The following is a 23,301-nucleotide window of genomic DNA, read 5'->3' as shown; positions in this document are numbered from 1 at the left end:
GAGGGGTAAGCGTTTAGGCTATAAATAAAAAATGCGCTTTGTTATTTTCAGATAACAGTAAGCGCATTAATACTGTAAAGCGGCTTTACTTGCTTTGTTTAGCTAGGGTTTCTACTTCGGTATCTTCAACAGGTTTAAAGCTGCCCGTCGCTTCATCGTAGGTTTTAATTTCTGCAGATTCTATATCATATACCCAGCCGTGTAGCTTAACTTGACCGGTTGCAATTTTTGCAGCCACAGCAGGGTGTGTTTTTATATGCTGTAGTTGTTGTACTACGTTTTCTTCAATTACTAAGCCTAGGTGGTCGTTATTGTTTAGCTCTGCGCAACCGCATTTTTCTTTTACAACTTCAGTTGCTACGCGGCTGTGGCCAAGCCACTCTTTAACGTGCGGTAAGCTTGATAAACCTTCAGTATTTATAGCGCCTTTCATTGCGCCACAATCCGAGTGTCCACAAATAATAATGTGCGATACGCCCAGTGCAGCCACCGCAAATTCAATTGAGGCTGTCATACCGCCGGTTTGATTACTATGTGGCGGGATAATATTGCCCGCGTTACGACAAATAAATAATTCACCGGGTTCAGTTTGAGTCACTAAGTTAGGATCGATACGTGAGTCGGCACAGGTGATAAATAACACTTCTGGGTTTTGACCATTGGCTAGTTTTTGAAACGCTGCTTTTTTTGATGGGTAAACTTCTTTTTGAAACTTAGCCACGCCCGAAATAATATGTTCCATGTACAACTCCTATTGGTGTAATTTAATCGTGTTATTTATAGCTTTATTCGCCTGACAAATTAGCGCCATTATAACTTTGTTCTTGTTTGTTTTGTACTATTACACTGTTTAATAAATCTCATACTCGCGAACAAAGGGCGACACACGTGCATGAAGTTATTGGCGTATACATGATCGTACCTAGCAGAGGCTTCGAGTAAAATAAAAGGCGGTAAGTGGCGAAAAAGGTGGTTGAGAAGGTTATTAGCTTAACTTGCTTTAAGTTTATGGGCTGATTTTAAGTTATACATGCGCTGATCCGCTAAGGTTAAACACTCAGTATGGCTTTGGCACTCATCGCTAGATGCTATGCCATAACTAATACCTGATTGCGGCCATTGCTGTTGAATAGTGCGATGTAATGCGGTGAGCTTCTGGGTAAGTGTGGTTTTTAGTTGGGGAAGGTGTGATTTGTTTTTGACTTTACATAACCAAATAAATTCATCGCCCCCGGTTCTAAATACGGTGCCGTCTTGCGCTAGATGCTGTGTCATTAATTTTGCAGCATTAATTAAAAACGCATCACCTTTGGCGTGCCCAAGCGCATCGTTTATTTTTTTTATTCCATCACAATCTATAAACACAATGATGTAAGCACTATGTGCAAGTTTAATCAGCTCATCATTTAATAGTAGTCGATTGCCAACTTGGGTTAGAGGATCAAAGCGAGATTCATGTAACAAGGTACTAAATTCGTGCTGTTTTAACTTTAGCCACTCAGACAAAGAGAGCACAATACACACACAATCTATTGCTAAGGCTAACAGTACAAGTATTTCTGAAGAGGTCGCATTTATTAAATCAAAATGAAACGCAACGTATACTACTAATGACAGGCTATAGAGCATATTTCCAAATAAAAAATACTTGGCTCTAAAATCGTTCAGGCTAAGCATAGCAAACCCGGTGGTTAAGCTAAGCATAACCCATACGGCTGCTAAAAAGTGCGCGATATAAAACACTAAATAAAAAGGCATAAATAGACTGCAGATACCACATACAAATGCACTAACGGTAAAGTATTTTAAAGCACTCCCAAGCTTATTGGCTTTTTCTTTATCGAAGTTAAACAGGTAGTAGGTAAATGCTGCTGCGCAACTCACAGCAAAGGCAAATAAATAAATCCCTAAGTAATGTTTATTAAAAGAGGGGCTGGCATAAGTTGTATTTACAGCGCCCGAAGCAAACGCCCAGCCAAGACCGTGCAAACCGACATACCCAGCACAAAACAAGGCCACTTTTTGCTTTACTCTTAAAAACATTACAAAGGCCATCATTGCTAAAGTGAGCATGACAGAAATAGTAATAAGGCTTAATGAGTTTATATAAAACTGATGATGCAAAAATACACCTTCGCTTAAAATACTTAAATCAACCGGCGTTGGATAGTGTTTGGCTTCTAAATATATCCATAAATAGCCACTGCTTGGCGCATAGAAGGGCAGTTTAAATGCTTGTCCATGCATTAAAATTGCCGGTTGATTAACGTGAGACTGCGAAAAATCAGCAAGCTTAACTATATCCCCCTGTTCGGTTTGCCAATAGGCTAAACCAACGTCGATAAAATTGGCTTGCGGCAGCACATACCAAGCTCCAGTGGTGGGGTTATTTAACGCAATTTTTGTTATTACAGCGCCACTTTTACCGAGCAGGTTACTCGTTTCACTAGCGTTTTTATAAGATGTAATTACTTGCTGTGCAGAAGGAGGCGCATTGAATGCTATGACAGGGCGCCACAGGTTATCATCCTCTAGGGTAATGTTGTTATTAAGTGTATAAGCAGGTGTTAGCGGGCTAAACAAAGCACAGAAAAAGAATACTGTTAATATACCAACCCGCACCATACCTAAACTCACTTTAAAAACCCACTAAGCGATTATAATCAAATTGTAAATAAATAGTATATAAATCAAACAAAATTATCGCCTTTAAGTAATGGCTTAATTTGGCTTTAAATAACAAACTGCATTAATAAATAAGTAATACGAGGGCGTTTTTGTTTAAACGAATTTATAAACACTGCGGGTGTTTGCAGTATTAGTTAGGATTTAAGGTGGGTAGCGCGCTAACCAACTGAGTTACAGTCGTACAAATAGTATCTTAATTATATTTATTCAGAGGAGAGAATAGTTTTGGTACGACCGAGTGGATTCGAACCAGCGTCTTCGGCGTGGGCATAAAGATTAGGAAGCGCGCTAACCAATTGCGTTATGGTTTAACTATTAAAAGAAATAGGTTAATTAAATTGATTCAGTGGGATGAATCAATTTTGGTACGACTGAGTGGATTCGAACCACCGACCTCTACCATGTCAAGGTAGCGCTCTAACCAACTGAGCTACAGTCGTACAAAGAGTATCTTAATTATATTTATTCAAAGGGAAGAATAAATTTGGTACGACCGAGTGGATTCGAACCACCGACCTCTACCATGTCAAGGTAGCGCTCTTAATTATCAGCGGCCGCTAATATATAGCGTGGTGAGTGGTGAATCAAGCAAGTTTGTTGCTTTTACGTTTATTTGCCGTTTTTTTATTCATATTGGGCTGATTTCACACGTTTTATAAAAGTTTTGCCACCAGGTAACGTGTTTTTTGGCTGAGCCTTTAAGCTGGTTTAGTAGATTGTTTTGTGAATCCAGCGCTATCAAAGTATTTATTTGCTTATTTGTTATGGCTTGGTCAAACCACAGTTGGTTATACAAAGGTAAAAGTGTTTCAAGGTAGCCTGCTAAATTAGCCTGATAAGGCTGTATTTCTTTAAGGAAATACTTTTGAAACACGTTACTGACGATAGTGGCTATTTTTTTATTTTTTCCTGCTGGGCATATTTCATCGATGGATTGCGATTCGATAAATCGCGTGGCTGAATTATTAAACGCTATTTGCAGCCGTGCAGAATAAATGAGTAATTGGTTAAAACGGTACTTATTCAGCTGCTCTAACGCGTTAAAAATGTCTGCGGGGTTAATTTTTAAGTAGTGTTTATTGAGTATGTGTTGTTTTATGAGTGCAAGCTGCTGCATGGCCGCTACCGTGTCGCTAAACCCTGCCGGCGAGACAGAAAGCTCTGCGCTGCTAGCTTGCCACGTGTTTTTTAGCTCAAATTCGTTATACAACATTAAATTAAAGTAGTGGTTTAGTGTTTGCTCTTTATGTGTTTTTGCTTTTAACAAGGTTTTATAAACTGCTGAGTCAGGCTCAAGCGTGCTTAAGCACTGCTGTGCATTTTGCACAAACTCTATTTGATACTTTAAAACACCGGCATGTCCGGCCGTTTTACCAAGCTGATTGTTGTGCTCACTAATAAGTAAGCTGAGCTTACAATGGCTTAAGCTTGCAAGTTCAATCAAGCTAATGGTAGTGCTGTTTGAAAGCGTGTTAGGGGGTAAAAGCGGGCTAATTGCTTCAGGTTTACTTAAACCGGGGGCTTGGGTTTCAAGGGGATTACTTAAGCGTGCTATGTATGTTTGATAAGTGTTGCTGGGCGCTTTTGAACACCCAGCAAGCACGGCGCAACACACAGCTAATAAACAACTTAACCATGTTTTGCTTGGTATTAATGTTAGTGCTTTTTTATACAAATGGCGCCTGCTTTAGTCGCTTATTAACGGTGAACATAAGCCATACAGCAGCAACGGTTAAACCAAAAATAATACCTATCCAAAAACCGTGCGGCCCCATGGCGGGCACAATTAAATCTGTTCTTCCCAATACGTAGCCTAAAGCAAAACCGATTAACCAGTAAGATATAAACGTTATATACGATATAGGCTGCGTATGTTTTAAACCTCTTAAAATGCCGTTCGCAGCGACTTGGAGTGCATCAGGAATTTGATAAATACATGCCAAAATCATAATTGAGGTCGCTAATGCAATAACAGCTGGGCTGTCGGTGTATAGTTGGCTTATTAAATCGCGGCCAATAAAGGTTATAAAAGCTAAAAATAACGCAATAGCAATGGCTAATATGTAGCTGGTTGATATAGCAGTTTTTAATTGGCTTAAATGGTTTTGACCAAATAAATTACCAATACGAATACTAATGGCGATAGATAAGCTCAGTGGCATCATAAATAATAACGCGGTCACGCTTCCCGCAATTTGATGGCCCGACACTGCAACAGCACCTAAGTGTGCAATAAATAAAGGTATACACGCAAATAGCGTAATTTCAAAAAAGGTGGCCAACGAAATAGGTATACCTAATTTAGTAATAATTCCAATGGTTTTAATATTGGGCTTTTCAAAATTTGCCAGCAGGGCTTTTGCATCAATTTTTTTACTAAACTGGCAATACGTTACTTGTGCAACAGCCATTACAGTTAGTACCAATGCCGTAGCAATGCCACAACCAGCGCCGCCGTAGGCTGGTAAGCCAAATAAACCATTTATAAAAATATAGTTAGCCGGAATATTAACGCCAAGGCCGAGCAAGCTGATATAAAAAGCGGGTTTTGTCATGCCCATGCCTTCGGTCATATTGCGATAAACGGTAAAAATTAAAAAACCAAAGGCTCCCCATTTCACAAAATGGATATAGTCATACGCAAGGCTTGCGATAGCGGGGGTTGTATCGAGTTTTAAAATCACTATATCGGCTAGGTTGGCTATACCAAAACCAATTGCGCTTAAAATAGCGGTTAAATACAGAGCTTGCTGAAAATAATGGCTAATACCTTTTTTATCGTTAGCGCCCGCAAATTGGGCAATAATACCGGTTAACGCGAGCAAAATACCTTGCAGCGCCAGTAATAACGGGTTCCATATACCGGTTGCAATCGACAGCGCAGCCAAATCTGTTGGGCTTACTTGGCCTGCCATAATGGTGTCGACCACCGACATTAAAACGAGTGTTACTTGTGCTAAAAATACAGGTACTGCAAGGGTGATTAAACGTTTGGCTTCCCAGCTACTAAAGGTCATAAAAACAGCTATTTGATAAAACAGGGCGCAATTGTAATCGATTGTGTTTAAAATAAAAATCACTGTTGTGAATGATTTTACGAGTTGATACGTTAAACTAGCACTTTGTAATAATTTTAAGTGATTTTATGTTTACAGGAATCGTTCAAACTCAAGCTACTGTTGTATCTACCACGCATACCGAAGGGGTTTTACGTTTGGTTGTATCGGTAGGTGATGAATACGTTAAACATTTAGATTTAGGCGCCAGCATTGCAATTAATGGCTGTTGTTTAACGGTGGTTAAAGTTGAATTAAGTAACCACGATGTAGTGGCGCAAGTACATTTTGATGTAATTGATGAAACACTATTACTAACTAATTTAGGCAAGCTTGCAGTAGGTAGCTTAGTTAATTATGAGCGCTCAGTAACCTTTGGTACTGAATTAGGTGGGCATATTGTGTCGGGGCACATACACTGCACTGCCCATATCGGGCAAATAGTTAAGCAACAAAATAACTGTAAAATTCAGTTAAGCTTACCTACTAAATGGCAAAAATATGTTTTGTACAAAGGCTTTGTAGCAATAAATGGCGCAAGTTTAACCGTGGGCGAAATTGACGAGCAGGGGTTTTGGTTACACCTGATCCCCGAAACGCTGGCCATTACAAATTTAGGTAACGCTCAAGTGGGTGATGAACTAAATATAGAAGTCGATCAGCAAACTTATACCATTATTAACACGGTAGAAAATTACTTACGCCACCAAGGCTAAAAAATTTGTTCATCGTCGCTGTCTATGTGTAACTCTAATTTTTTATGAGCATGGTCTATGTGCATGTTTAAATGAATAGGGTTACAACAGGCACTGCATTCTTCTACGTAGTCTTGATCCCCCATACTTGCGTCAATGTCTAGGTGTATGTGGTTGCCACAGTGTGGACACGTGATACGTTGTGATAAAAAATCTTTCATAATCACTCCAATAGTACCAAGGTAAGAATTAACTTATTGATACACATTAATTAAGTTGTGCAGTTATACTAGCAACAACTTGATGGCTCAAAACTGAACTAAACAACAAGGTATTGAGCCTAAATAACATCCTTTTTAAATATAGTGCTGAAGCAACGATTATGACAGTTATTTTACGCCTTATGAGGCGTTATTATTTAAAGCGATAGCAGCTCATCAATATGCTGCTTAGCCTGAGTAAGGTAGTGCCCTGCAAATATATTTGCGTGATTTAAAATAGGGTAAAGTTGGTATATTGCTTTGCGCTTTTTATAGTTTTCGCTTAATGGGTATTGCGCGTTATAGGCGTTATAAAAATCATCAGGTAAGGGGGCAAATAGCTCGCTCATTGCAATATCTACCTCGCGGTCTCCGTAATAACATGCGGGGTTAAATAAGGTCGGTACATTTTTAATAAAGCCCATATTTCCTCGCCAAAAGTCACCATGTACTAAAGAGGGCTCCACAATATGGCTGTGCAATTGCTCTTTTACCAAATTAATTAATAGCTCAGGCTCTACAAGCTGAATGCCTTTTTCGGCTAATAGTTGCAGTTGCCAACCTATGCGCTCTTCTGCGTAAAATAAGTCCCATTTTTTATGCCATTGGTTTGGTTGCACGGTAGTGGCTAGGTAATTATCTACATCAAAGCCAAACATTGCTTGGTCGTGCTTTTGGTGCAGCATAGCCAGTTGTTTACCCATATCGTGCCAATGCGTGTGGGGCTGTTTATCAAGTACTAACCATTCAAGTACAATAAACGAAAATTCAATATTAGCACCTGTTACAATGCAGTCGGGCACCATAAAAACACTATTTTGGGTGAGCTGCTTAAGTCCTATCGCTTCGCTTTCTAGGCGATCTAGTTCGCTTTTAAGGGCAATTTTAACCAGGTAATTGTGTTTTCCATCGGTGAGTTGATAGAGTTTATCGGTATTTGTACTTTGCAGCTGACGTTTGTAAGTATGTTTAAAGTCATAATGAATGGCTTGGCTAATGTGCTCGTTTACTGTTTTCCACATATCAATTGCTCGCCTTTTAAACAGATACTTAAACTATGGCAAAAAAGTATTAATTTAACAAACTAATCGTTGTAAAATTAACGATATAAAAAATGCTAATGGAGTAACAATGAACAAAAGTTTTATCACCAATTTGCTCGCTGTCTTGTGTGTAGTTATAGGCTACTTTTTTAACCACGCTATTGTGTTATCGGTGGGGTTATTTGCGCTATCTGGTGCTGTCACAAACTTATTGGCTGTTCATATGTTATTTGAAAAAGTGCCTTTGTTATACGGCTCGGGTGTTATTGCTCTAAAATTTGAAAGCTTTAAAGTGGCTATTCGTAATTTAATTTTGACTGAGTTTTTCTCTGAGCAAAAAATTAATAACCTACTTAGCAAAGCACAACCTAATATCGACTTTGAGGGCATTATTACTAAGGTTGATTTAAACCCTGCATTCGACAACCTACTTCAAGTAATAGAGCAATCACAGTTTGGGAGTATGTTAGGTATGTTTGGTGGTACAGCGGCTATAGAGCCAATGCGAGAAAAGTTTATTGAAAAAATGCAGCTATCACTTGCGCAAATTAGCCAAACAGACGATTTTAAAGTGCTAGTAAACGATACGTTATCGCAAGGGAATAGCGCACAAAGCTTACATGCTACGGTACTTAAATTAGTTGATGAGCGTTTAAATGAACTCACCCCTAAAATGGTTAAAGACATTATTCAAACTATGATACGTGAGCATTTAGGTTGGCTAGTAGTATGGGGCGGTGTGTTTGGCGGTTTATTTGGCTTAATTGCGGCCATTATTTAATAACTAAGCCTGCTTACAAAGCAGGCTTAATTTTGTGTTAACGCCATACTATTTTGGCCCTGTGATGATTACTTTTTCTGGGTTGTACGATTTAGCTAAGTCTTTAATTGATGTCCGAGTACTGGTATCAATATTTAAATAATTTGCGCTTTTATCAAGGTTATACAAAGTAACAAAGTCGCCCATTGATAAGTTATTACAGTGCAGCTTTTTGCTCATTACCGCTTTGCTTATATTTAAATCCCGTGACGCTTTACGTACTACGTACGATTTATTAGCTGCAACAGCCATACAAGCCTGTGTACCTGGCGATGAATCGGCCGCGACAAATTGGGTGGCTAATGCTGGTTTTGCAATTAGTAAAGTAGCGCCTAGTACCATAGTTGTGCATAAAGTAGCTTTTAACGTGTTCATAATTAGTCCTCATTGTTTGTGGTTCAGCTTTATTATTGAGCGATTCAAACTAAAAAGCTGTTAACCAAACGCAACAAGGTGTAAGCAGGTATGTTTAAAAATACACACTTAAGCTAGGTGACTGAATTTAAGCCCTAATAAATGTGTTTTTTGACACACTTAGGCAAAATTATTTTATAGCTACTGACATATTTTCTCAGCCTGCTATTATCGCCCCCATTATTTACGCGCTTAATTTTTAGGAGAACCAGTGAGCAAAACGTTAGCCCGCTATTACCAGCAAGCGTATGCCTGCGAACACAAGCATTTTAACCAATGTTTTTATTGTGGATGCGAAGCCACAGAGCGCGATCATTGCCCGCCGTTACATATGCTACAGAGCATTATTGATTTAGGCGAAGAGGCCGACTTTGTCTCTATTGCCGCGTGTTATGAGTGCCATGCCTTATTACATAATGAAAGGCTAATGACGATAGATGAGCGTTTTTCAAAACTTAAAAAAAAGCTCTCTAATAAGTACGCTAAGGCGCTGCGTGTTTATAACATGTGGGAAGAAAACGAATTAAGCGAAATGAGTGACGAATTTGCGCACAGCATTCAAGCGGGTATGAAATTAGGTAAAGAGGCATCTGAGCGTTTAGCGTTTACAGGCTTTACATATGCCACCGAAGAAGCCCGCGTGACCGTACGCGAAAAAACCAAAGAGTTTGATGTAGAAGGCACCGTTTTTACCGACTTTAAAGACGCGTTAAATTACTGTATTAACGTACTTAAAGTTCACAAAAGTGACTTTTATAAAATATTGGTAGAGGATTATAACGGCGACTTTAATAGGGCACTTAGCCAGTATCGTCATCGCCATGATAAAGTAACAGCAGCAAGCGATGGCAATACATTAATTAAGGATTTTGCTAAGCAACATAAGCAAAACTCAGACTTTGTAACTCGCACCGTAAAACACTTTATAAACAAAGACCCATCGCTTACTACCGAAGGCGCACTTGAAAAACTGTATAACAATTATATAAAAAAATAATTACAGCCGTTTAACTCATTTAGTCGCTTTTTTACCTGTTTTTTTAGCTTTATTACGCCGCTTTAGCTAAAGTAGCAAAAAAACAGGAGAACCTAACAAGATGCAAAAATTTGCTCCCTCATTGTTAGCAGTTGGTTTAGCTGCTGCCCTTGTTGGTTGCCAAGAAAACGGCCCACAAGATGCAAAAATTACCATTAATAAAAACCCATACCCAAGTACCTACACACCGCTTGCAAGTAAAAGCACATTAATTATCAATGCAACAGTACTTACTGGCACTGGCGAGCGCTTAGATGACGCCGATGTTTTACTTGTTGATGGTAAAGTACAACAAGTAGGTAAAGACTTATCGGCCAATGCAGATGCAACCATTGATGCACAGGGCAAATGGGTTACCCCAGGTATTATTGACGTACACTCTCACTTAGGTGCTTACCCAAGCCCATCGGTTGAGTCTCATCAAGACGGAAACGAAATGACCAGCCCAAATACTGCTGAGGTGTGGGTAGAGCATTCTGTATGGCCTCAAGATCCTGGCTTTAACCGCGCGCGCGAAGGCGGTATTACTTCACTACAAATTTTACCAGGCTCAGCTAACTTATTTGGTGGCCGTGGCGTAACACTTAAAAACATTCCTGCGCATACCATGCAAGCAATGAAATTCCCTGATGCGCCTAATGGTTTAAAAATGGCCTGTGGTGAAAACCCAAAACGCGTATATGGTCGCCAAGGTACTTTGCCTTCAACCCGTATGGGTAACATGGCCGGTTACCGTATGGCATGGGCAGAAGCCCAAGAGTACAAACGTGCATGGGATAAATACGACGCCGATTATGAAGCAGGTTTAAACCCAGAAGCACCAGTTCGCGATATTAAGCACGATACTCTTCGCGCGGTCATTGAAGGTGAAGTGTTAATTCATAATCACTGTTATAAAGCTGAAGAAATGGCGATGATGATCGACCTTTCAAAAGAATTTGGCTATCACGCAGGTACGTTCCATCACGGTGTAGAAGCTTATAAAATTGCAGATTTATTAGCTGAAAATGGTTCGTGTGCTGCACTTTGGCCAGATTGGTGGGGCTTTAAAATGGAAGCCTACGACATGGTTCAAGAAAACGTAGCTATTGTTGATGCGGTAAAAAATTCGTGCGCCATTGTGCATTCTGACTCAGACACCACTATTCAGCGCTTAAACCAAGAAGCGGGTAAAGTAATGTACCGTGCAAACGAAAATGGCTTTGATATTTCGGAGCAGCACGCGATTAAGTGGATCACCTCAAACGCGGCTAAATCATTAGGTATTGAAGATAAAACTGGTTCGCTTGAAGCAGGTAAGCAAGGCGATGTGGTTATTTGGAACCAAAACCCATTTAGCGTTTACGCAAAAGCTGAACAAGTATTTATTGATGGCGCAAAAGTTTACGATAGAAACGATAGCGCATTTCAAGCACAAAGTGATTTTATGTTAGGCCAACAATAAGGAGCCCAGAATGAAAAATTTATCACGTTCGTTTTCGCTATCTCTGGTTGCTGCCGGACTATTATCCTCAGGTGCAGCCAATGCACAATCGCTTGCTATTATTAATGCCACGCTGCATACGGCAACCGAGCAAGGCGTTTTAGAAAACGCCAGCATTGTTATGGATAACGGTAAAATTACCGCTATTAATCCACAGCAAGTACAAGCAGATAAAGTTATTGATGCGAATGGGCAAATTGTAACCCCAGGTTTTATTGCTAGCATTAATCAACTTGGCTTAGTGGAAGTAAGTGCAGTTGCAGGGTCACGCGATGCAGGCGAAGAAAAAGCAGGCATTGATTTTGATGTAAGCCTTGCTTATAACGCTCACTCAAGCCTTATCCCGTATGCACGTAAAGGCGGTGTAACCCGCGATGTAATTACCCCGCATGGTGGCGATAGTATTTTTTCGGGCTTAGCAAGCGTTGTTGATTTAAGCGGTGATTTACAAGGCGACATACAAAAACAAGCTGCATTAGTGGTTTATTTAGGTGAGCGCAGTAAGGGCTCGCGCGCATTTACATTGCAAACGCTAATTAATAAGCTTGAAGAGCACCAAACAAAAGCAGCTAAAAAGCCTAAAAAAGACGACGACAGCACCCCAAGTACTGAAGATAAAGTAATGGTTAAAGTACTTAGCGGCGATATGCCACTTGTAGTGGGTGTATCTCGTGCGGCTGATATTATTGAGCTAATTAAAGTTAAAGAGCAATTTGGTATTAATTTAGTGCTCAATGGTGCACAAGATGCTGTTGTTGTTAAAGAGCAGATTGCTAAAGCGCAAGTACCAGTAATTATGAGTGCTATGGATAGCTTACCTTCAAGCTTTGACTCTTTACATGCCAGTTTAGATAACGCAGCCGCGCTTGAAAAAGCTGGGGTAAAAGTTATTTTAACTGTGGGCGGCGATGCCAGCCATAATATTTACCAGCTTCGTTTTGATGCCGGTAATGCAGTTTCGTACGGCATGAGCCAGCAAGGCGCACTTAATGCTGTTACATCCAATGTAGCCGACGTATTTGGCATAAATGCAGGTAGCCTTGAAGTAGGTAAAGCTGCCGATGTGGTTGTATGGAGTAACGATCCATTTGAGCTAAGTAGCCATGTAAGTAAAATGATTATTAACGGTGAAGAAATATCTACGCAGTCGCGCCAAGATAAACTACGTGAGCGTTATACCACTGAGTCATCTATGCCGCGAGCTTATACAAAATAATTAATATAGCTATAATTATCCAAAATTCAGGTTAATTATTAAAGGCCGCTACTTTAAAGTTAAAGTAGCGGCCTTTTTATATAAAATAAAGACACAAAAAAACCGCTTACTTTAAACGTAAGCGGTTTTTTAATTTAATCTAAAATTATACTAATTTAGATAAAATTTCGTTAAACGTTGCACTTGGGCGCATTGCTTTAAACGCTGCATCATCATTTGGTTGGAAGTAACCACCAATATCCATTGAAGGACCTTGTGCATCGTTAAGCTCGCTTACGATTTGCTCTTTTTGCGTTTCTAAATCGCTCGCAATTTGTGTAAATTGCGCTTTAAGCTCGCTGTCTTCGTCTTGCTTAGCCAGCTCTTGTGCCCAGAATAAAGATAAGAAGAAGTGAGAACCACGGTTATCAATTTCTTTTACCTTACGTGAAGGCGACTTGTTTTCAGCTAAGAACGTACCTGTTGCTTTATCTAGCGTATCAGCAAGTACTTGTGCTTTTTTGTTGCCTGTATTCACGCTTAGGTGCTCAAGCGAAGCCGCTAGTGCTAAAAACTCGCCTAACGAATCCCAACGTAAGTGGTTTTCTTTTTCGAACTGTTGAACATGCTTAGGTGCTGAACCACCTGCGCCAGTTTCAAATAAGCCACCACCGTTCATTAGTGGCACAATAGAAAGCATTTTAGCACTGGTACCCAGCTCTAAAATTGGGAATAAATCTGTTAGGTAGTCACGTAATACGTTACCCGTTACAGAGATAGTGTCTTTACCTTCTTTAATACGCGCTAATGAGAATAAAGTTGCTTCAAGCGGTGCTAAAATTTGAATGTCTAGGCCATCAGTATCGTGATCTGGTAAGTATTTGTTTACCTTTTTAATAAGCTCTGCATCGTGAGCACGGTTTTCATCTAACCAGAAAATAGCTGGTACGCCCGTCGCACGTGCGCGGTTTACAGCAAGCTTAACCCAATCTTGGATTGGTGCGTCTTTAACCTGACACATTCTCCAAATATCGCCTTGCTCAACAGCGTGCTCAAGTAATGTTGTGCCATTTGCATCAACAACACGAATAGAACCATCCGCTTTTGCTTCAAACGTTTTATCGTGAGAACCGTATTCTTCTGCTTTTTGAGCCATTAGGCCTACGTTTGGTACGCTACCCATAGTGGTAGGATCGAACGCGCCGTTTTCTTTACAAAAATCAATTGTAGCTTGGTAAACGCTTGAGTAGCTACGATCTGGGATCACAAAGCTAGTGTCTTGTAGTTTACCGTCGTTGTTCCACATTTGACCGCTTGAACGAATGGCAGCAGGCATAGACGCATCAATGATCACATCGCTTGGAACGTGTAAGTTAGTAATACCACGGTCAGAATCAACCATTGCAATAGCAGGACGCTCAGCGTAAACCGCTTGAATGTCTGCTTCAATTTCTTCGCGCTTAGCATCATCTAATGTTTGAATTTTAGAATAAACGTCGCCTAAACCGTTATTTACATCAACACCTAGCTCTTCAAAAAGCTCGCCGTGTTTAGCAAATACGTCTTTGTAGAAAACTTTTACCGCATGACCAAAAATAATAGGGTCAGATACTTTCATCATTGTCGCTTTCATGTGAAGCGAAAATAATACGCCTTTTTCTTTAGCTGCATCAATTTCTGCTGCTAAAAACGCTTGTAGTTTAGCTGCGCTAATGCGCGATGCATCAATTACTTCGCCAGCAATTAGCGGCGTGCTTTGTTTAAGTACAGTTACATCGCCATTAGTCGCTACGTGCTCAATACGTACATCAGTTGCTGCATCAACAGTTACAGATTGCTCAGAACCAAAGAAGTCACCTTCGCTCATGCTCGCAACGTATGATTGTGAGTCTTTGCTCCACGCACCCATTGAATGAGGGTTATTGCGTGCATATTCTTTAACAGAACCTGGTGCACGACGATCTGAATTACCTTCACGCAATACTGGGTTTACAGCACTGCCTTTAATTTTGTCGTAAGTTGCTTTAATTTTAGCTTCTTCATCATTTTTAGGCTCAGCCGGGTACTCTGGTAGTGCGTAGCCTTTTTCTTGAAGCTCTTTAATGACAGCGCGTAATTGCGGTACAGACGCACTGATGTTTGGTAATTTGATGATGTTTGCTTCTGGTGTTTTTGCAAGTTCGCCAAGCTCTGCAAGCGCATCGCCTATGCGTTGCTCTTCAGTAAGGTAATCAGCGAAGTTTGCAATTACACGACCTGCTAATGAGATATCGCGAGTTTCAACTTCAACACCTGCCGCATTTGTATAGGCTTGGATAATTGGTAGCAACGAGTAGGTTGCTAGCGCCGGAGCTTCGTCCGTTTTAGTGTAGATAATTTTTGATGTCATCATCATTCCTAGATAGTAGGCCGCAGTGGCCGTATTCAACAATGCAAAGAAACTCATTAGCGCATGGTTGCGTTAACAAGCAGTTTGTTAGGTGTCGGTACTCTTAATATGCCAAAAGGCAGAATAGTCACACCTGACTAACTGATTTTTATAGGTTGCAAAGTACACGTATTTTAGCCGCGTAAAAGCATAAGCTAAAATGTAACCGCGTAATTTAGCAACAAGAGTGTAACAAGCTTGTTTAAAAAGGGCTAGCGCTTGCGCTTTTGAACAGCCTTAATTAGCAGGTAACTGTTAGAACATTGGGGTATATAAAATAAAATCAAGGAAAAGGGTTGAATTTAGCGTGTATAGGAGCAATTTAGTAATAAGAAGAGAGTTGAATGGTAAGTGGGGAATTAAGCGAGGATCTAAATTAGGTCGCTCGCTTTAGTCGAACAAATTTTTGATCACTCTAAAATGTCGCCGTTAGGCGCAATGTTTTTAGCGTGTAAGCCCTTAGGGCCTTGTTCTAGCTCGAATGTTACATCCTGACCAGCTTTAAGTGTCTTATAACCGTCCATTACAATCGTTGAGTAATGAGCGAAAATATCATTCTCGCAGCCGTCTTCTACGATGAAACCAAAACCTTTGGCGTTGTTGAACCATTTGACTTTACCACAAGCCATACTTCTACATCCTTCTATAAGTTGACTAATTTAGTTATTCTAAACCGTATAATTTGCTAGACTGACTAAGGATTAATCAATCTACTTCTGACTGTAGTTTATTTGGCCAGTCAGTCAAGTGTTTTGTGGTATTTTTTTAACATTTAATTTATTTTTTATTCAAGTTTGCTTGAGTTCTAAAGACAAGACTATATTTAATTATGAGTGGTATGAAAGATTCAGGTGTCATCGACACAGTTCGCGATAGTGAAAAGCAAAAGCTGCAGCCACCGCGAAAATACAAAGTTGTTTTAAATAACGACGACTACACGCCAATGGACTTTGTTATAGAAGTTCTAATGACGTTTTTCAATATGGATAGCGATAGAGCAACTGATGTGATGCTACAAGTTCACGAAAAAGGTAAAGGGATATGCGGTGTATTTAGCGCCGATGTAGCCCATACCAAAGCGGAACAAGTTAACCGTTATGCACGGGATAACGAGCATCCACTGCTTTGTAGTTGTGAGCAGGAATAAATACCAATTAGGTGATCAATCATCTCATTGTTGTGGTATAAAATAATTATCTCAGTAAGGGGTTGCCAATGCTAAACAAAGACTTAGAACTAACGTTAAATGCCGCGTTTCGTGAAGCGCGTACACGCCGCCATGAGTTTATGACGGTAGAACACCTTTTACTTGCGCTTTTAGATAACCCTTCAGCAGGCGAAGCGCTAAACGCCTGCGGTGTTGATATTTCTGGTTTAAAAACCGAACTATTAGAATTCATAGACGAAACCACACCGGTTATTCCCGATTTAGAAGAAGAACGCGAAACCCAACCAACACTGGGCTTTCAGCGCGTGCTTCAACGTGCGGTTTTTCATGTTCAATCATCTGGTAAAAACGAAGTTACAGGCGTTAACGTGCTCGTTGCTATTTTTTCTGAACAAGAAAGCCAAGCGGTTTATTTACTTAAGAAAAGCGATATTTCTCGCTTAGATATAGTGAATTTTATTTCTCATGGTATTTCTAAAACGGATGATGAGTTAGGAGATGACACTGACGATATTCATGAAGAAGTACAAGAGGTTCAAAACGAAGAGGCAAGTAAGTTAGATAGCTTTACCACTAATTTAAATGCCCAAGCCAAAGACGGTAACATTGACCCATTAGTAGGGCGCGACAGCGAAGTAGAGCGCACCGTGCAGGTTTTATGCCGCCGTAAAAAGAATAACCCACTGCTTGTTGGTGAAGCAGGGGTAGGTAAAACAGCCATTGCAGAGGGCCTTGCGTACCGCATTGTTAATGAACAAGTGCCTGAAGTGATTGCCGATGCTGTTGTTTACTCGCTTGATATGGGCGCATTGCTTGCCGGTACTAAGTACCGCGGCGACTTTGAAAAACGCTTTAAGAGCTTATTAAAAGAGTTACAAGCAAAACCTAATTCAATTTTATTTATTGATGAAATACACACTATTATTGGTGCAGGTGCTGCATCGGGTGGTGTTATGGATGCCTCTAACTTACTTAAACCGCTGCTTTCAAGCGGGCAGTTACGTTGTATGGGCTCAACCACTTACAATGAATACAAAAATATATTTGAAAAAGACCGTGCGTTAGTGCGTCGTTTCCAAAAAATTGATGTACTTGAACCAAGTGTGGCCGATACCACTAAAATTTTAAATGGTTTAAAAGAGCGTTATGAAGAACACCATGGCATTCGTTACACGCAAAAAGCATTAAAAGCAGCTGCTGAACTAAGTGCTAAATACATTAATGAGCGTCATTTACCTGATAAAGCCATTGATGTAATAGATGAAGCCGGTGCCAACCAGCGATTGCAGCCAAGCTCTAAACGCAAAAAAACCATTGGTGTATCAGATATTGAATCAATTATTGCTAAAATGGCGCGTATCCCAGCTCAAAGCGTGTCATCGACCGATAAAGAAACGCTTAAAAATCTTGATCGTAATCTTAAAATGTTAGTGTTTGGGCAAGATCAGTCAATCGACGCGCTAACATCTGCGATTCGTTTATCTCGCTCTGGGCTTGCAAACGAAGATAAGCCAGTGGGCTCGTTCTTATTTGCGGGGCCAACGGGTGTAGGTAAAACCGAGGTTACTAAACAGCTCGCTAAATGTATGGGTGTTGAGTTTATCCGCTTTGATATGTCAGAGTACGTTGAGCGCCATGCAGTAAGCCGTTTAATTGGTGCGCCTCCTGGGTATGTTGGTTTTGAACAAGGTGGTTTACTTACCGAAGCCGTTATTAAAAACCCGCATGCAGTTGTATTATTAGATGAAATTGAAAAAGCCCATCCAGATATTTACAACATACTACTGCAAGTAATGGATCACGGTACGTTAACCGATAACAATGGTCGTAAAGCTGACTTTAGAAACGTGGTGGTGGTTATGACAACCAATGCCGGCGTGCAAGAAACCACACGTAAATCGATTGGCTTTACCGAGCAAGATCATACGCACGATGCAATGAGTGAAATTAACAAGGTATTTTCACCTGAGTTTAGAAACCGCTTAGATAATATTATTTGGTTTAACCACCTTGAAAAAGACGTTATCTTGCAAGTGGTCGATAAATTTGTAGTTGAGCTGCAAGCACAATTAGATAAGAAGTCAGTTAACCTTGAGCTGACCTCTAAGGCCCGAGAGTGGTTAGCAGATAAAGGCTACGATAAAGCAATGGGTGCACGTCCAATGGCTCGTGTTATTCAAGATGAGCTTAAAAAGCCATTGGCTAACGAAATACTCTTTGGTGAACTGGTTGATGGCGGTACTGTTAAAGTATCAGTTAAAGATAAGAAAATTAACTTTGACTATGAAAGTAATTTAACACCCGCCTAAATAAGTGTATTCACTTATAGTACCCATCCGCAAAATAAATACCTTAATTATGCGGATGGGTATATAAACTAGCCTACGCGATACGCGTGGGCTTTTTTGTGCTTTTTTATAGGCAACAAAAAACCCAGCAAAAGCTGGGTTTTTTGTTTATTAAATGTAATTGCTAGTCAGTACCATCAATTACATTTAATAAACGCTTTAAGCTAGTTATTCACTAGCCAAAAACTAAATCTCGTTTACGCACTTAGCGAGCACGGAATACGATACGTCCTTTCGATAAATCGTAAGGAGTCATTTCTACCGTTACTTTATCGCCGGTTAAAATACGGATATAGTTTTTGCGCATTTTACCTGAAATATGAGCCACAACTACGTGACCATTTTCTAGCTCAACTCGGAACATTGTATTTGGTAAAGTATCAAGGACTGTCCCTTGCATTTCGATTACGTCTTCTTTCGCCATGTTTAGCGTAACACCTCTTTAATAGTTAAACGCTGCAGATTTTGCCCAAAATACGCCAATAAGTAAAGGCGCAGCGGGCATTTTTGCAAATTAAATAGCCAACCACTGGTCATTAACGTGTTTTTGCGCGGGTAAAAACTGAGTTTTGTATTTCATTTTGGTGCATTCATCGATTTGGTAGCCCAAATACACAAATTCTTTATTTTGCTGTTTGGCAAATTCGAGCTGCTGTAAAATCATCACAGTCCCTAAACTGTAGTGCTCAAAGTCGGGATCGAAAAACGTATAAATAGCCGAAACAGCGTTATCCATGCAATCTGTTACGGCCACTGCAACTAAAGTGTCTTGGTGCCAAAGCTCAATAAACGTTATTTCTAACCAGCTACAAAATAAAAAGCTTTGAAACTGTTCTAAATTAGGCGGAAACATAGTGCCATCGCTGTGGCGCATTGAAATGTATTTACTATAAAGTGGGTAATATTCTTCGCGCTTAGCTTGTGTGTATTTAACTTCAAAGTTTGCTTTTACTTTATTTAGTTTTCTTTTTTGTGACTTTGAAGGGGTAAACTCTTGGGCTAACACGCGCACCGAGTTACAGGCGCTACACGAAGGGCAGTGCGGTCGATAAATTTGGTTACCACTGCGCCTAAAACCGAGCGATAAAAGCATCTCAAATTTATGCGTGCTGTAACAGGTCGGGTCAAGTATTACCAATAATTGCTCTTGCCTGTCAGGTAAATAGCTACAAGCAAACTCTTGGCTAAGGCCAACGCGTGCAGGAATGTGTTCACTCATAAATTGCTGTTAACTCCTGTGGTTGCCACATGGTTGAGTTGAGGGTGTAAGCATTTGCTCGTTTAAGTTTAGTCAAAAATTCTGAGCGAGGGATCACTTTTGTGCCTAAAGAGGTTAAATATGGGTTTTCTAGTTGGCAGTCAATAAAATGTGCGTTATGGCGTTTTAACCAATTAACTAACGCCCACATGGCCAGTTTTGAGCAATTAGTTTGATGATGAAACATCGACTCGCCACAAAAAACGCCATTTTGCATAATGCCATACAGCCCACCGGCAAGTTCGCCGTCTTGCCATACCTCAACACTATGCGCAATATTAGCGTCATGTGCAGCAATATAAGCGCTTAACATGTCGTTTGTTATCCATGTGCCTTCGGTGTCTATACGTTGCTCACAGCACGCTTCTATCACCTCAGCAAAGGCATTGTTAACAGTTACTTTAACAGGATGTTTTTTTAAATGTTTACGTAAGCTTTTACTTATATGAAAGTCATTTAGCTCTACAATGCCGCGTTCACTTGGCGACCACCACATAATGGGTTCACCTTCGCTAAACCATGGGAAAATACCCATTTTATAGGCAATACTTAAGCGCTTTACAGATAAATCGCCGCCTATGGCAAGCAGTCCATCGGGGGAGGTAAGTGCATATTCGGGATTTGGAAATGCTATATCGGTTTCACTTAGTTGGTATAGCTGGTTTCTCATAGAGGGCTTAACTTATTAATTATCATAAAAGTGTAACTATATTTTAGGCATAAAAAAAGGCTGAACTAACAGCCTTTATTAATTTTGTAGCGTTTATAGGTTATCTAAGAAACGCTCTGCATCTAGGGCTGCCATACAGCCTGTACCTGCAGATGTAATTGCTTGACGGTAAATATGATCAGACACATCACCTGCGGCAAATACGCCAGGTACGCTTGTTTGTGTAGCGTTACCGTTAAGACCAGACTCAACCACTAAATAGCCGTCTTTCATTTCTAGTTGGCCTTCAAACATGTCGGTGTTTGGCTTATGGCCTATAGCAATAAACACACCCGCTAAGTCAAGCTCTTCGGTAGCATCAGATTGCGTATCTTTAATGCGTACGCCAGTTACGCCCATGTCATCGCCAAGTACTTCGTCTAGCGTACGATTGTAGTGCATTACTACGTTACCATTTTGCGCTTTTTCGTTAAGACGATCAGCAAGAATTTTTTCACTGCGGAAGCTATCACGACGGTGAATAACGTGTACTTCATCCGCAATGTTAGATAAGTAAAGTGCTTCTTCTACAGCAGTGTTACCACCACCTACAACAGCAACTTTACGCCCTTTATAGAAAAAACCATCACATGTAGCACATGCAGATACACCACGACCTTGAAAATTAGTTTCAGACTCTAAGCCTAAGTATTTAGCCGATGCACCAGTGGCAATAATTAATGCATCACATGTGTAAGTACCTTGGTCGCCAGTAAGCGTGAAAGGGCGCTTAGACACATCTACTTTATTAATGTGGTCAAACACAATTTCCGTTTCAAAGCGCTCAGCGTGCTCTTTCATACGGTCCATTAATGCAGGGCCTGTTAAACCGTGCGCATCGCCTGGCCAGTTTTCAACTTCAGTTGTGGTCGTTAATTGGCCACCTTGTTGAATGCCGGTAATTAAAACGGGGTTTAAATTTGCACGTGCGGCGTATACTGCGGCAGTGTAACCCGCAGGGCCAGAGCCTAAAATTAGTAACTTAGAGTGTTTTGCTTCAGTCATGATCTTTTCCTAAACGTTTAATACTGAACTTAATGGCTTCGATTCTAAGAAAAACAAGGCACAAGTAAACAAATTATGTGAATATTTTTTTCTGACAAAATTAAAAGCTGTGCAATATTATGTACTGACTTTGTCTTGAACGATAAAAAAGCCCGCGTAAAGGCTAAAAAACAAACAGATGAGCAACAAAGCTTCGTTAATTCATGACCCGTTAGTATTTTTTTGATATGTTTTACCTAATTTTATTTGTCACTGATAGATTATGTGACCTTAGTGAATAGGCAACTATGTTATTTTGGCAGGAAAAACCCGCATTTGGGTTGACTTCAAAAGACGTTAACGTCTTAACCAACGCACAAGAGTACCGTACGCAATTGCTACGTTTAATTAGCAATGCAAAAAAAAGAATCTACATTACGGCACTTTATTTACAAGATGACGAAGCAGGGCGCGAAATACTTGAAGCGCTGCATCGTGTGTCGTTGGCAAACCCCAACCTTGAAATAAAAGTGTTGGTTGATTTTCATCGTGCTCAACGTGGTCTTATTGGTGCAAAAAAATCAGACGGTAACGCAAGTTTATATTGTGACTATTTAGAAAAATTTAAATCAAACGTACAAGTTTACGGTGTGCCAGTTAAAGCCAAAGAGTTGTTTGGTGTGTTACACCTTAAAGGTTTTGTTGTAGATGATACTTTATTATACAGCGGCGCCAGCTTAAATAACGTGTACTTACAATACAACGAACGCTACAGGCTCGACCGTTACTTTTTAGTTGACCAAGCTGCACTGTGCGACTCTGTGGTTGATTTTATTGAGTCTAAGTTAATAGGCTCGCAAGCCGTGCCACGTATTGATACACGCCCGCTTAAGCGCTTAATAGACTTTAAATTTGAACAAAAGCAATTAATGCGCGATCTCAAGTCGGCCAGTTATGCAAACCCAACTACGCCCAATAACGACCCACTCGGTGTGCGTTTGTTTTTAGGTTTAGGGCGTCGTAATAATAGCCTTAACCGATTAATTAAAAACTTGTTTGATACCACAGAGCAAGAGCTTGTACTTTACACACCGTATTTTAATTTTCCGGCACCGCTTATGCGCTCACTTCGTCGATTATTAAAACAAGGTAAGCAAGTAACCATTGTAGTAGGTGATAAAACCGCAAACGATTTTTATCTGCCGCCAAGTGAGCCATTTAGTAAAATTGGTGCACTCCCGTATTTATACGAAACTATTTTGCATAAATTTGTAAAATCGCAAAAGCGCCATATAGATAACGGCAATTTAAACGTGTATTTATGGAAGCACGAGAGTAACTCGTTTCACTTAAAAGGTATTTGCGCCGACCGACAACGCCACTTATTAAGCGGGCATAACCTTAATCCGCGAGCGTGGGGGCTTGATATCGAAAACGGTATTTTAATTGAAGACCCACAGCAAAGTATTATGCAAGCCATAGATAACGAAAAGCAGGAAATTTTAAAACACTGCCGCCGTTTAACTGGGCCAAATGATTTAGAAACAGTAGAAAATTACCCGCAACCGGTTAAAAAGCTACTTGGTCAGGCTAAACGCGTAAAAGTAGATTTTATAATTAAGCGTTTTATATAAATTAATTTATATAGTCAAAATTTAGATACAAAAAAAGCAGCTAATTAGCTGCTTTTTTATTGTTTGTAGTTAGGTAACTATT

At 40.1% G+C, this 23,301-nt stretch carries 21 protein-coding genes and 1 tRNA gene; 8 read left to right on the top strand and 14 right to left on the bottom strand.

The genetic code is table 11. From position 1 onward, the window contains the following. Nucleotides 1-85 precede the first annotated feature (85 nt). The 5 genes from AN395_RS07920 to AN395_RS07895 form a co-directional block, all read right to left on the bottom strand. Entirely contained in the window at nt 86-742 is a 657-nt protein-coding gene (locus AN395_RS07920) for a carbonic anhydrase (protein ID WP_054982619.1), read from the bottom strand. A gap of 248 nt (nt 743-990) precedes the next feature. Continuing rightward, a complete protein-coding gene (locus tag AN395_RS07915; RefSeq protein ID WP_235576556.1) occupies nt 991-2,637 on the bottom strand; it encodes a diguanylate cyclase in 1,647 nt (548 codons plus the stop codon). A gap of 414 nt (nt 2,638-3,051) precedes the next feature. Beyond that, nucleotides 3,052-3,128 (bottom strand) — tRNA-Val (locus AN395_RS07910). 188 nt (nt 3,129-3,316) lie between these two features. Then, nucleotides 3,317-4,363, bottom strand: a complete 1,047-nt coding sequence (locus AN395_RS07900) for a DUF3080 family protein (RefSeq protein WP_054982618.1) — start codon at nt 4,361-4,363, stop codon at nt 3,317-3,319. Continuing rightward, the gene (locus tag AN395_RS07895; protein WP_024033477.1) at nt 4,356-5,705 is read right to left on the bottom strand and encodes an MATE family efflux transporter; all 1,350 of its coding nucleotides are present in this window, start codon (nt 5,703-5,705) and stop codon (nt 4,356-4,358) included. The genes AN395_RS07900 and AN395_RS07895 overlap by 8 nt, the downstream gene beginning before the upstream one ends. A gap of 128 nt (nt 5,706-5,833) precedes the next feature. On the opposite strand from AN395_RS07895, the gene AN395_RS07890 reads away from it, so the two are divergent. Further along, on the top strand, nt 5,834-6,460 hold the full coding sequence (locus AN395_RS07890; RefSeq protein WP_054982617.1) for a riboflavin synthase: 627 nt from the start codon (nt 5,834-5,836) through the stop codon (nt 6,458-6,460). On the opposite strand, the gene AN395_RS07885 is transcribed toward AN395_RS07890, so the two are convergent. Both AN395_RS07885 and AN395_RS07880 read right to left on the bottom strand, forming a co-directional pair. After that, nucleotides 6,457-6,660 (bottom strand): CPXCG motif-containing cysteine-rich protein, encoded by a 204-nt coding sequence (locus AN395_RS07885; protein ID WP_004586763.1) that lies wholly within the window; start codon nt 6,658-6,660, stop codon nt 6,457-6,459. The genes AN395_RS07890 and AN395_RS07885 overlap by 4 nt on opposite strands. Before the next feature lie 197 nt (nt 6,661-6,857). Continuing rightward, entirely contained in the window at nt 6,858-7,721 is an 864-nt protein-coding gene (locus AN395_RS07880; protein WP_004586762.1) for a fructosamine kinase family protein, read from the bottom strand. Between the two features lie 109 nt (nt 7,722-7,830). Here AN395_RS07880 and AN395_RS07875 point away from each other — a divergent pair, with 109 nt between their 5' ends. Beyond that, complete coding sequence (locus tag AN395_RS07875; RefSeq protein WP_029772433.1) at nt 7,831-8,523, top strand: hypothetical protein; 693 nt, start codon at nt 7,831-7,833, stop codon at nt 8,521-8,523. 48 nt (nt 8,524-8,571) lie between these two features. Here the strand turns inward: AN395_RS07875 and AN395_RS07870 are convergent, their stop codons facing one another. Then, nucleotides 8,572-8,937, bottom strand: coding sequence for a DUF3718 domain-containing protein (locus tag AN395_RS07870; RefSeq protein ID WP_054982616.1), 366 nt, complete (start codon nt 8,935-8,937; stop codon nt 8,572-8,574). Nucleotides 8,938-9,187: 250 nt separating this feature from the next. Here AN395_RS07870 and AN395_RS07865 point away from each other — a divergent pair, with 250 nt between their 5' ends. The 3 genes from AN395_RS07865 (at nt 9,188) to AN395_RS07855 (ending at nt 12,711) form a co-directional block, all read left to right on the top strand. Further along, nucleotides 9,188-9,973 carry a hypothetical protein gene (locus AN395_RS07865; protein WP_054982615.1) on the top strand — a complete coding sequence of 262 codons (786 nt, stop codon included), beginning with the start codon at nt 9,188-9,190 and terminating at the stop codon, nt 9,971-9,973. Nucleotides 9,974-10,073: 100 nt separating this feature from the next. Further along, nucleotides 10,074-11,456 carry an amidohydrolase gene (locus AN395_RS07860; protein WP_054982614.1) on the top strand — a complete coding sequence of 461 codons (1,383 nt, stop codon included), beginning with the start codon at nt 10,074-10,076 and terminating at the stop codon, nt 11,454-11,456. A 10-nt stretch (nt 11,457-11,466) separates the two neighbouring features. Beyond that, the gene (locus AN395_RS07855) at nt 11,467-12,711 is read left to right on the top strand and encodes an amidohydrolase family protein (RefSeq protein ID WP_054982613.1); all 1,245 of its coding nucleotides are present in this window, start codon (nt 11,467-11,469) and stop codon (nt 12,709-12,711) included. A 145-nt stretch (nt 12,712-12,856) separates the two neighbouring features. Here the strand turns inward: AN395_RS07855 and AN395_RS07850 are convergent, their stop codons facing one another. Both AN395_RS07850 and cspD read right to left on the bottom strand, forming a co-directional pair. Beyond that, nucleotides 12,857-15,079 carry an NADP-dependent isocitrate dehydrogenase gene (locus tag AN395_RS07850; protein ID WP_054982612.1) on the bottom strand — a complete coding sequence of 741 codons (2,223 nt, stop codon included), beginning with the start codon at nt 15,077-15,079 and terminating at the stop codon, nt 12,857-12,859. Nucleotides 15,080-15,528: 449 nt separating this feature from the next. Continuing rightward, the gene (gene cspD, locus AN395_RS07845) at nt 15,529-15,747 is read right to left on the bottom strand and encodes a cold shock domain-containing protein CspD (protein ID WP_004586755.1); all 219 of its coding nucleotides are present in this window, start codon (nt 15,745-15,747) and stop codon (nt 15,529-15,531) included. A 209-nt stretch (nt 15,748-15,956) separates the two neighbouring features. Here cspD and clpS point away from each other — a divergent pair, with 209 nt between their 5' ends. Beyond that, entirely contained in the window at nt 15,957-16,265 is a 309-nt protein-coding gene (gene clpS, locus AN395_RS07840; RefSeq protein WP_004586754.1) for an ATP-dependent Clp protease adapter ClpS, read from the top strand. Nucleotides 16,266-16,333: 68 nt separating this feature from the next. After that, on the top strand, nt 16,334-18,595 hold the full coding sequence (gene clpA / locus AN395_RS07835) for an ATP-dependent Clp protease ATP-binding subunit ClpA (protein ID WP_004586753.1): 2,262 nt from the start codon (nt 16,334-16,336) through the stop codon (nt 18,593-18,595). 244 nt (nt 18,596-18,839) lie between these two features. On the opposite strand, the gene infA is transcribed toward clpA, so the two are convergent. The 4 genes from infA to trxB form a co-directional block, all read right to left on the bottom strand. Next, nucleotides 18,840-19,058 (bottom strand): translation initiation factor IF-1, encoded by a 219-nt coding sequence (infA, locus tag AN395_RS07830; protein ID WP_002962494.1) that lies wholly within the window; start codon nt 19,056-19,058, stop codon nt 18,840-18,842. A gap of 90 nt (nt 19,059-19,148) precedes the next feature. Continuing rightward, nucleotides 19,149-19,853, bottom strand: a complete 705-nt coding sequence (locus AN395_RS07825; RefSeq protein WP_054982611.1) for an arginyltransferase — start codon at nt 19,851-19,853, stop codon at nt 19,149-19,151. After that, complete coding sequence (gene aat, locus AN395_RS07820; RefSeq protein WP_054982610.1) at nt 19,846-20,562, bottom strand: leucyl/phenylalanyl-tRNA--protein transferase; 717 nt, start codon at nt 20,560-20,562, stop codon at nt 19,846-19,848. The genes AN395_RS07825 and aat overlap by 8 nt, the downstream gene beginning before the upstream one ends. Before the next feature lie 93 nt (nt 20,563-20,655). Then, the gene (trxB, locus tag AN395_RS07815; protein WP_024033489.1) at nt 20,656-21,606 is read right to left on the bottom strand and encodes a thioredoxin-disulfide reductase; all 951 of its coding nucleotides are present in this window, start codon (nt 21,604-21,606) and stop codon (nt 20,656-20,658) included. A gap of 287 nt (nt 21,607-21,893) precedes the next feature. Between trxB and pssA the strand changes: the two genes are divergently transcribed. Continuing rightward, nucleotides 21,894-23,219 (top strand): CDP-diacylglycerol--serine O-phosphatidyltransferase, encoded by a 1,326-nt coding sequence (pssA, locus tag AN395_RS07810; protein WP_054982609.1) that lies wholly within the window; start codon nt 21,894-21,896, stop codon nt 23,217-23,219. The last annotated feature ends 82 nt before the right edge of the window (nt 23,220-23,301 follow it).

Source organism: Pseudoalteromonas sp. P1-30 (genome assembly GCF_001400005.1).
Lineage (GTDB): Bacteria > Pseudomonadota > Gammaproteobacteria > Enterobacterales > Alteromonadaceae > Pseudoalteromonas > Pseudoalteromonas atlantica.
This window is presented reverse-complemented; position numbering and strand designations above follow the sequence as displayed.

What these genes read in the sequence shown, in the direction of transcription:
- AN395_RS07855 (WP_054982613.1), top strand. Translation starts at nt 11,467, where the DNA reads ATGAAAAATTTATCACGTTCGTTTTCGCTATCTCTGGTTGCTGCCGGA.
- AN395_RS07880 (WP_004586762.1), bottom strand. Translation starts at nt 7,721, where the DNA reads ATGTGGAAAACAGTAAACGAGCACATTAGCCAAGCCATTCATTATGAC.
- AN395_RS07825 (WP_054982611.1), bottom strand. Translation starts at nt 19,853, where the DNA reads ATGAGTGAACACATTCCTGCACGCGTTGGCCTTAGCCAAGAGTTTGCT.
- AN395_RS07870 (WP_054982616.1), bottom strand. Translation starts at nt 8,937, where the DNA reads ATGAACACGTTAAAAGCTACTTTATGCACAACTATGGTACTAGGCGCT.
- cspD (WP_004586755.1), bottom strand. Translation starts at nt 15,747, where the DNA reads ATGGCTTGTGGTAAAGTCAAATGGTTCAACAACGCCAAAGGTTTTGGT.
- AN395_RS07885 (WP_004586763.1), bottom strand. Translation starts at nt 6,660, where the DNA reads ATGAAAGATTTTTTATCACAACGTATCACGTGTCCACACTGTGGCAAC.
- infA (WP_002962494.1), bottom strand. Translation starts at nt 19,058, where the DNA reads ATGGCGAAAGAAGACGTAATCGAAATGCAAGGGACAGTCCTTGATACT.
- trxB (WP_024033489.1), bottom strand. Translation starts at nt 21,606, where the DNA reads ATGACTGAAGCAAAACACTCTAAGTTACTAATTTTAGGCTCTGGCCCT.
- pssA (WP_054982609.1), top strand. Translation starts at nt 21,894, where the DNA reads ATGTTATTTTGGCAGGAAAAACCCGCATTTGGGTTGACTTCAAAAGAC.
- AN395_RS07850 (WP_054982612.1), bottom strand. Translation starts at nt 15,079, where the DNA reads ATGACATCAAAAATTATCTACACTAAAACGGACGAAGCTCCGGCGCTA.
- clpS (WP_004586754.1), top strand. Translation starts at nt 15,957, where the DNA reads ATGAAAGATTCAGGTGTCATCGACACAGTTCGCGATAGTGAAAAGCAA.
- AN395_RS07860 (WP_054982614.1), top strand. Translation starts at nt 10,074, where the DNA reads ATGCAAAAATTTGCTCCCTCATTGTTAGCAGTTGGTTTAGCTGCTGCC.
- clpA (WP_004586753.1), top strand. Translation starts at nt 16,334, where the DNA reads ATGCTAAACAAAGACTTAGAACTAACGTTAAATGCCGCGTTTCGTGAA.
- AN395_RS07895 (WP_024033477.1), bottom strand. Translation starts at nt 5,705, where the DNA reads ATGACCTTTAGTAGCTGGGAAGCCAAACGTTTAATCACCCTTGCAGTA.
- AN395_RS07920 (WP_054982619.1), bottom strand. Translation starts at nt 742, where the DNA reads ATGGAACATATTATTTCGGGCGTGGCTAAGTTTCAAAAAGAAGTTTAC.
- aat (WP_054982610.1), bottom strand. Translation starts at nt 20,562, where the DNA reads ATGAGAAACCAGCTATACCAACTAAGTGAAACCGATATAGCATTTCCA.
- AN395_RS07890 (WP_054982617.1), top strand. Translation starts at nt 5,834, where the DNA reads ATGTTTACAGGAATCGTTCAAACTCAAGCTACTGTTGTATCTACCACG.
- AN395_RS07875 (WP_029772433.1), top strand. Translation starts at nt 7,831, where the DNA reads ATGAACAAAAGTTTTATCACCAATTTGCTCGCTGTCTTGTGTGTAGTT.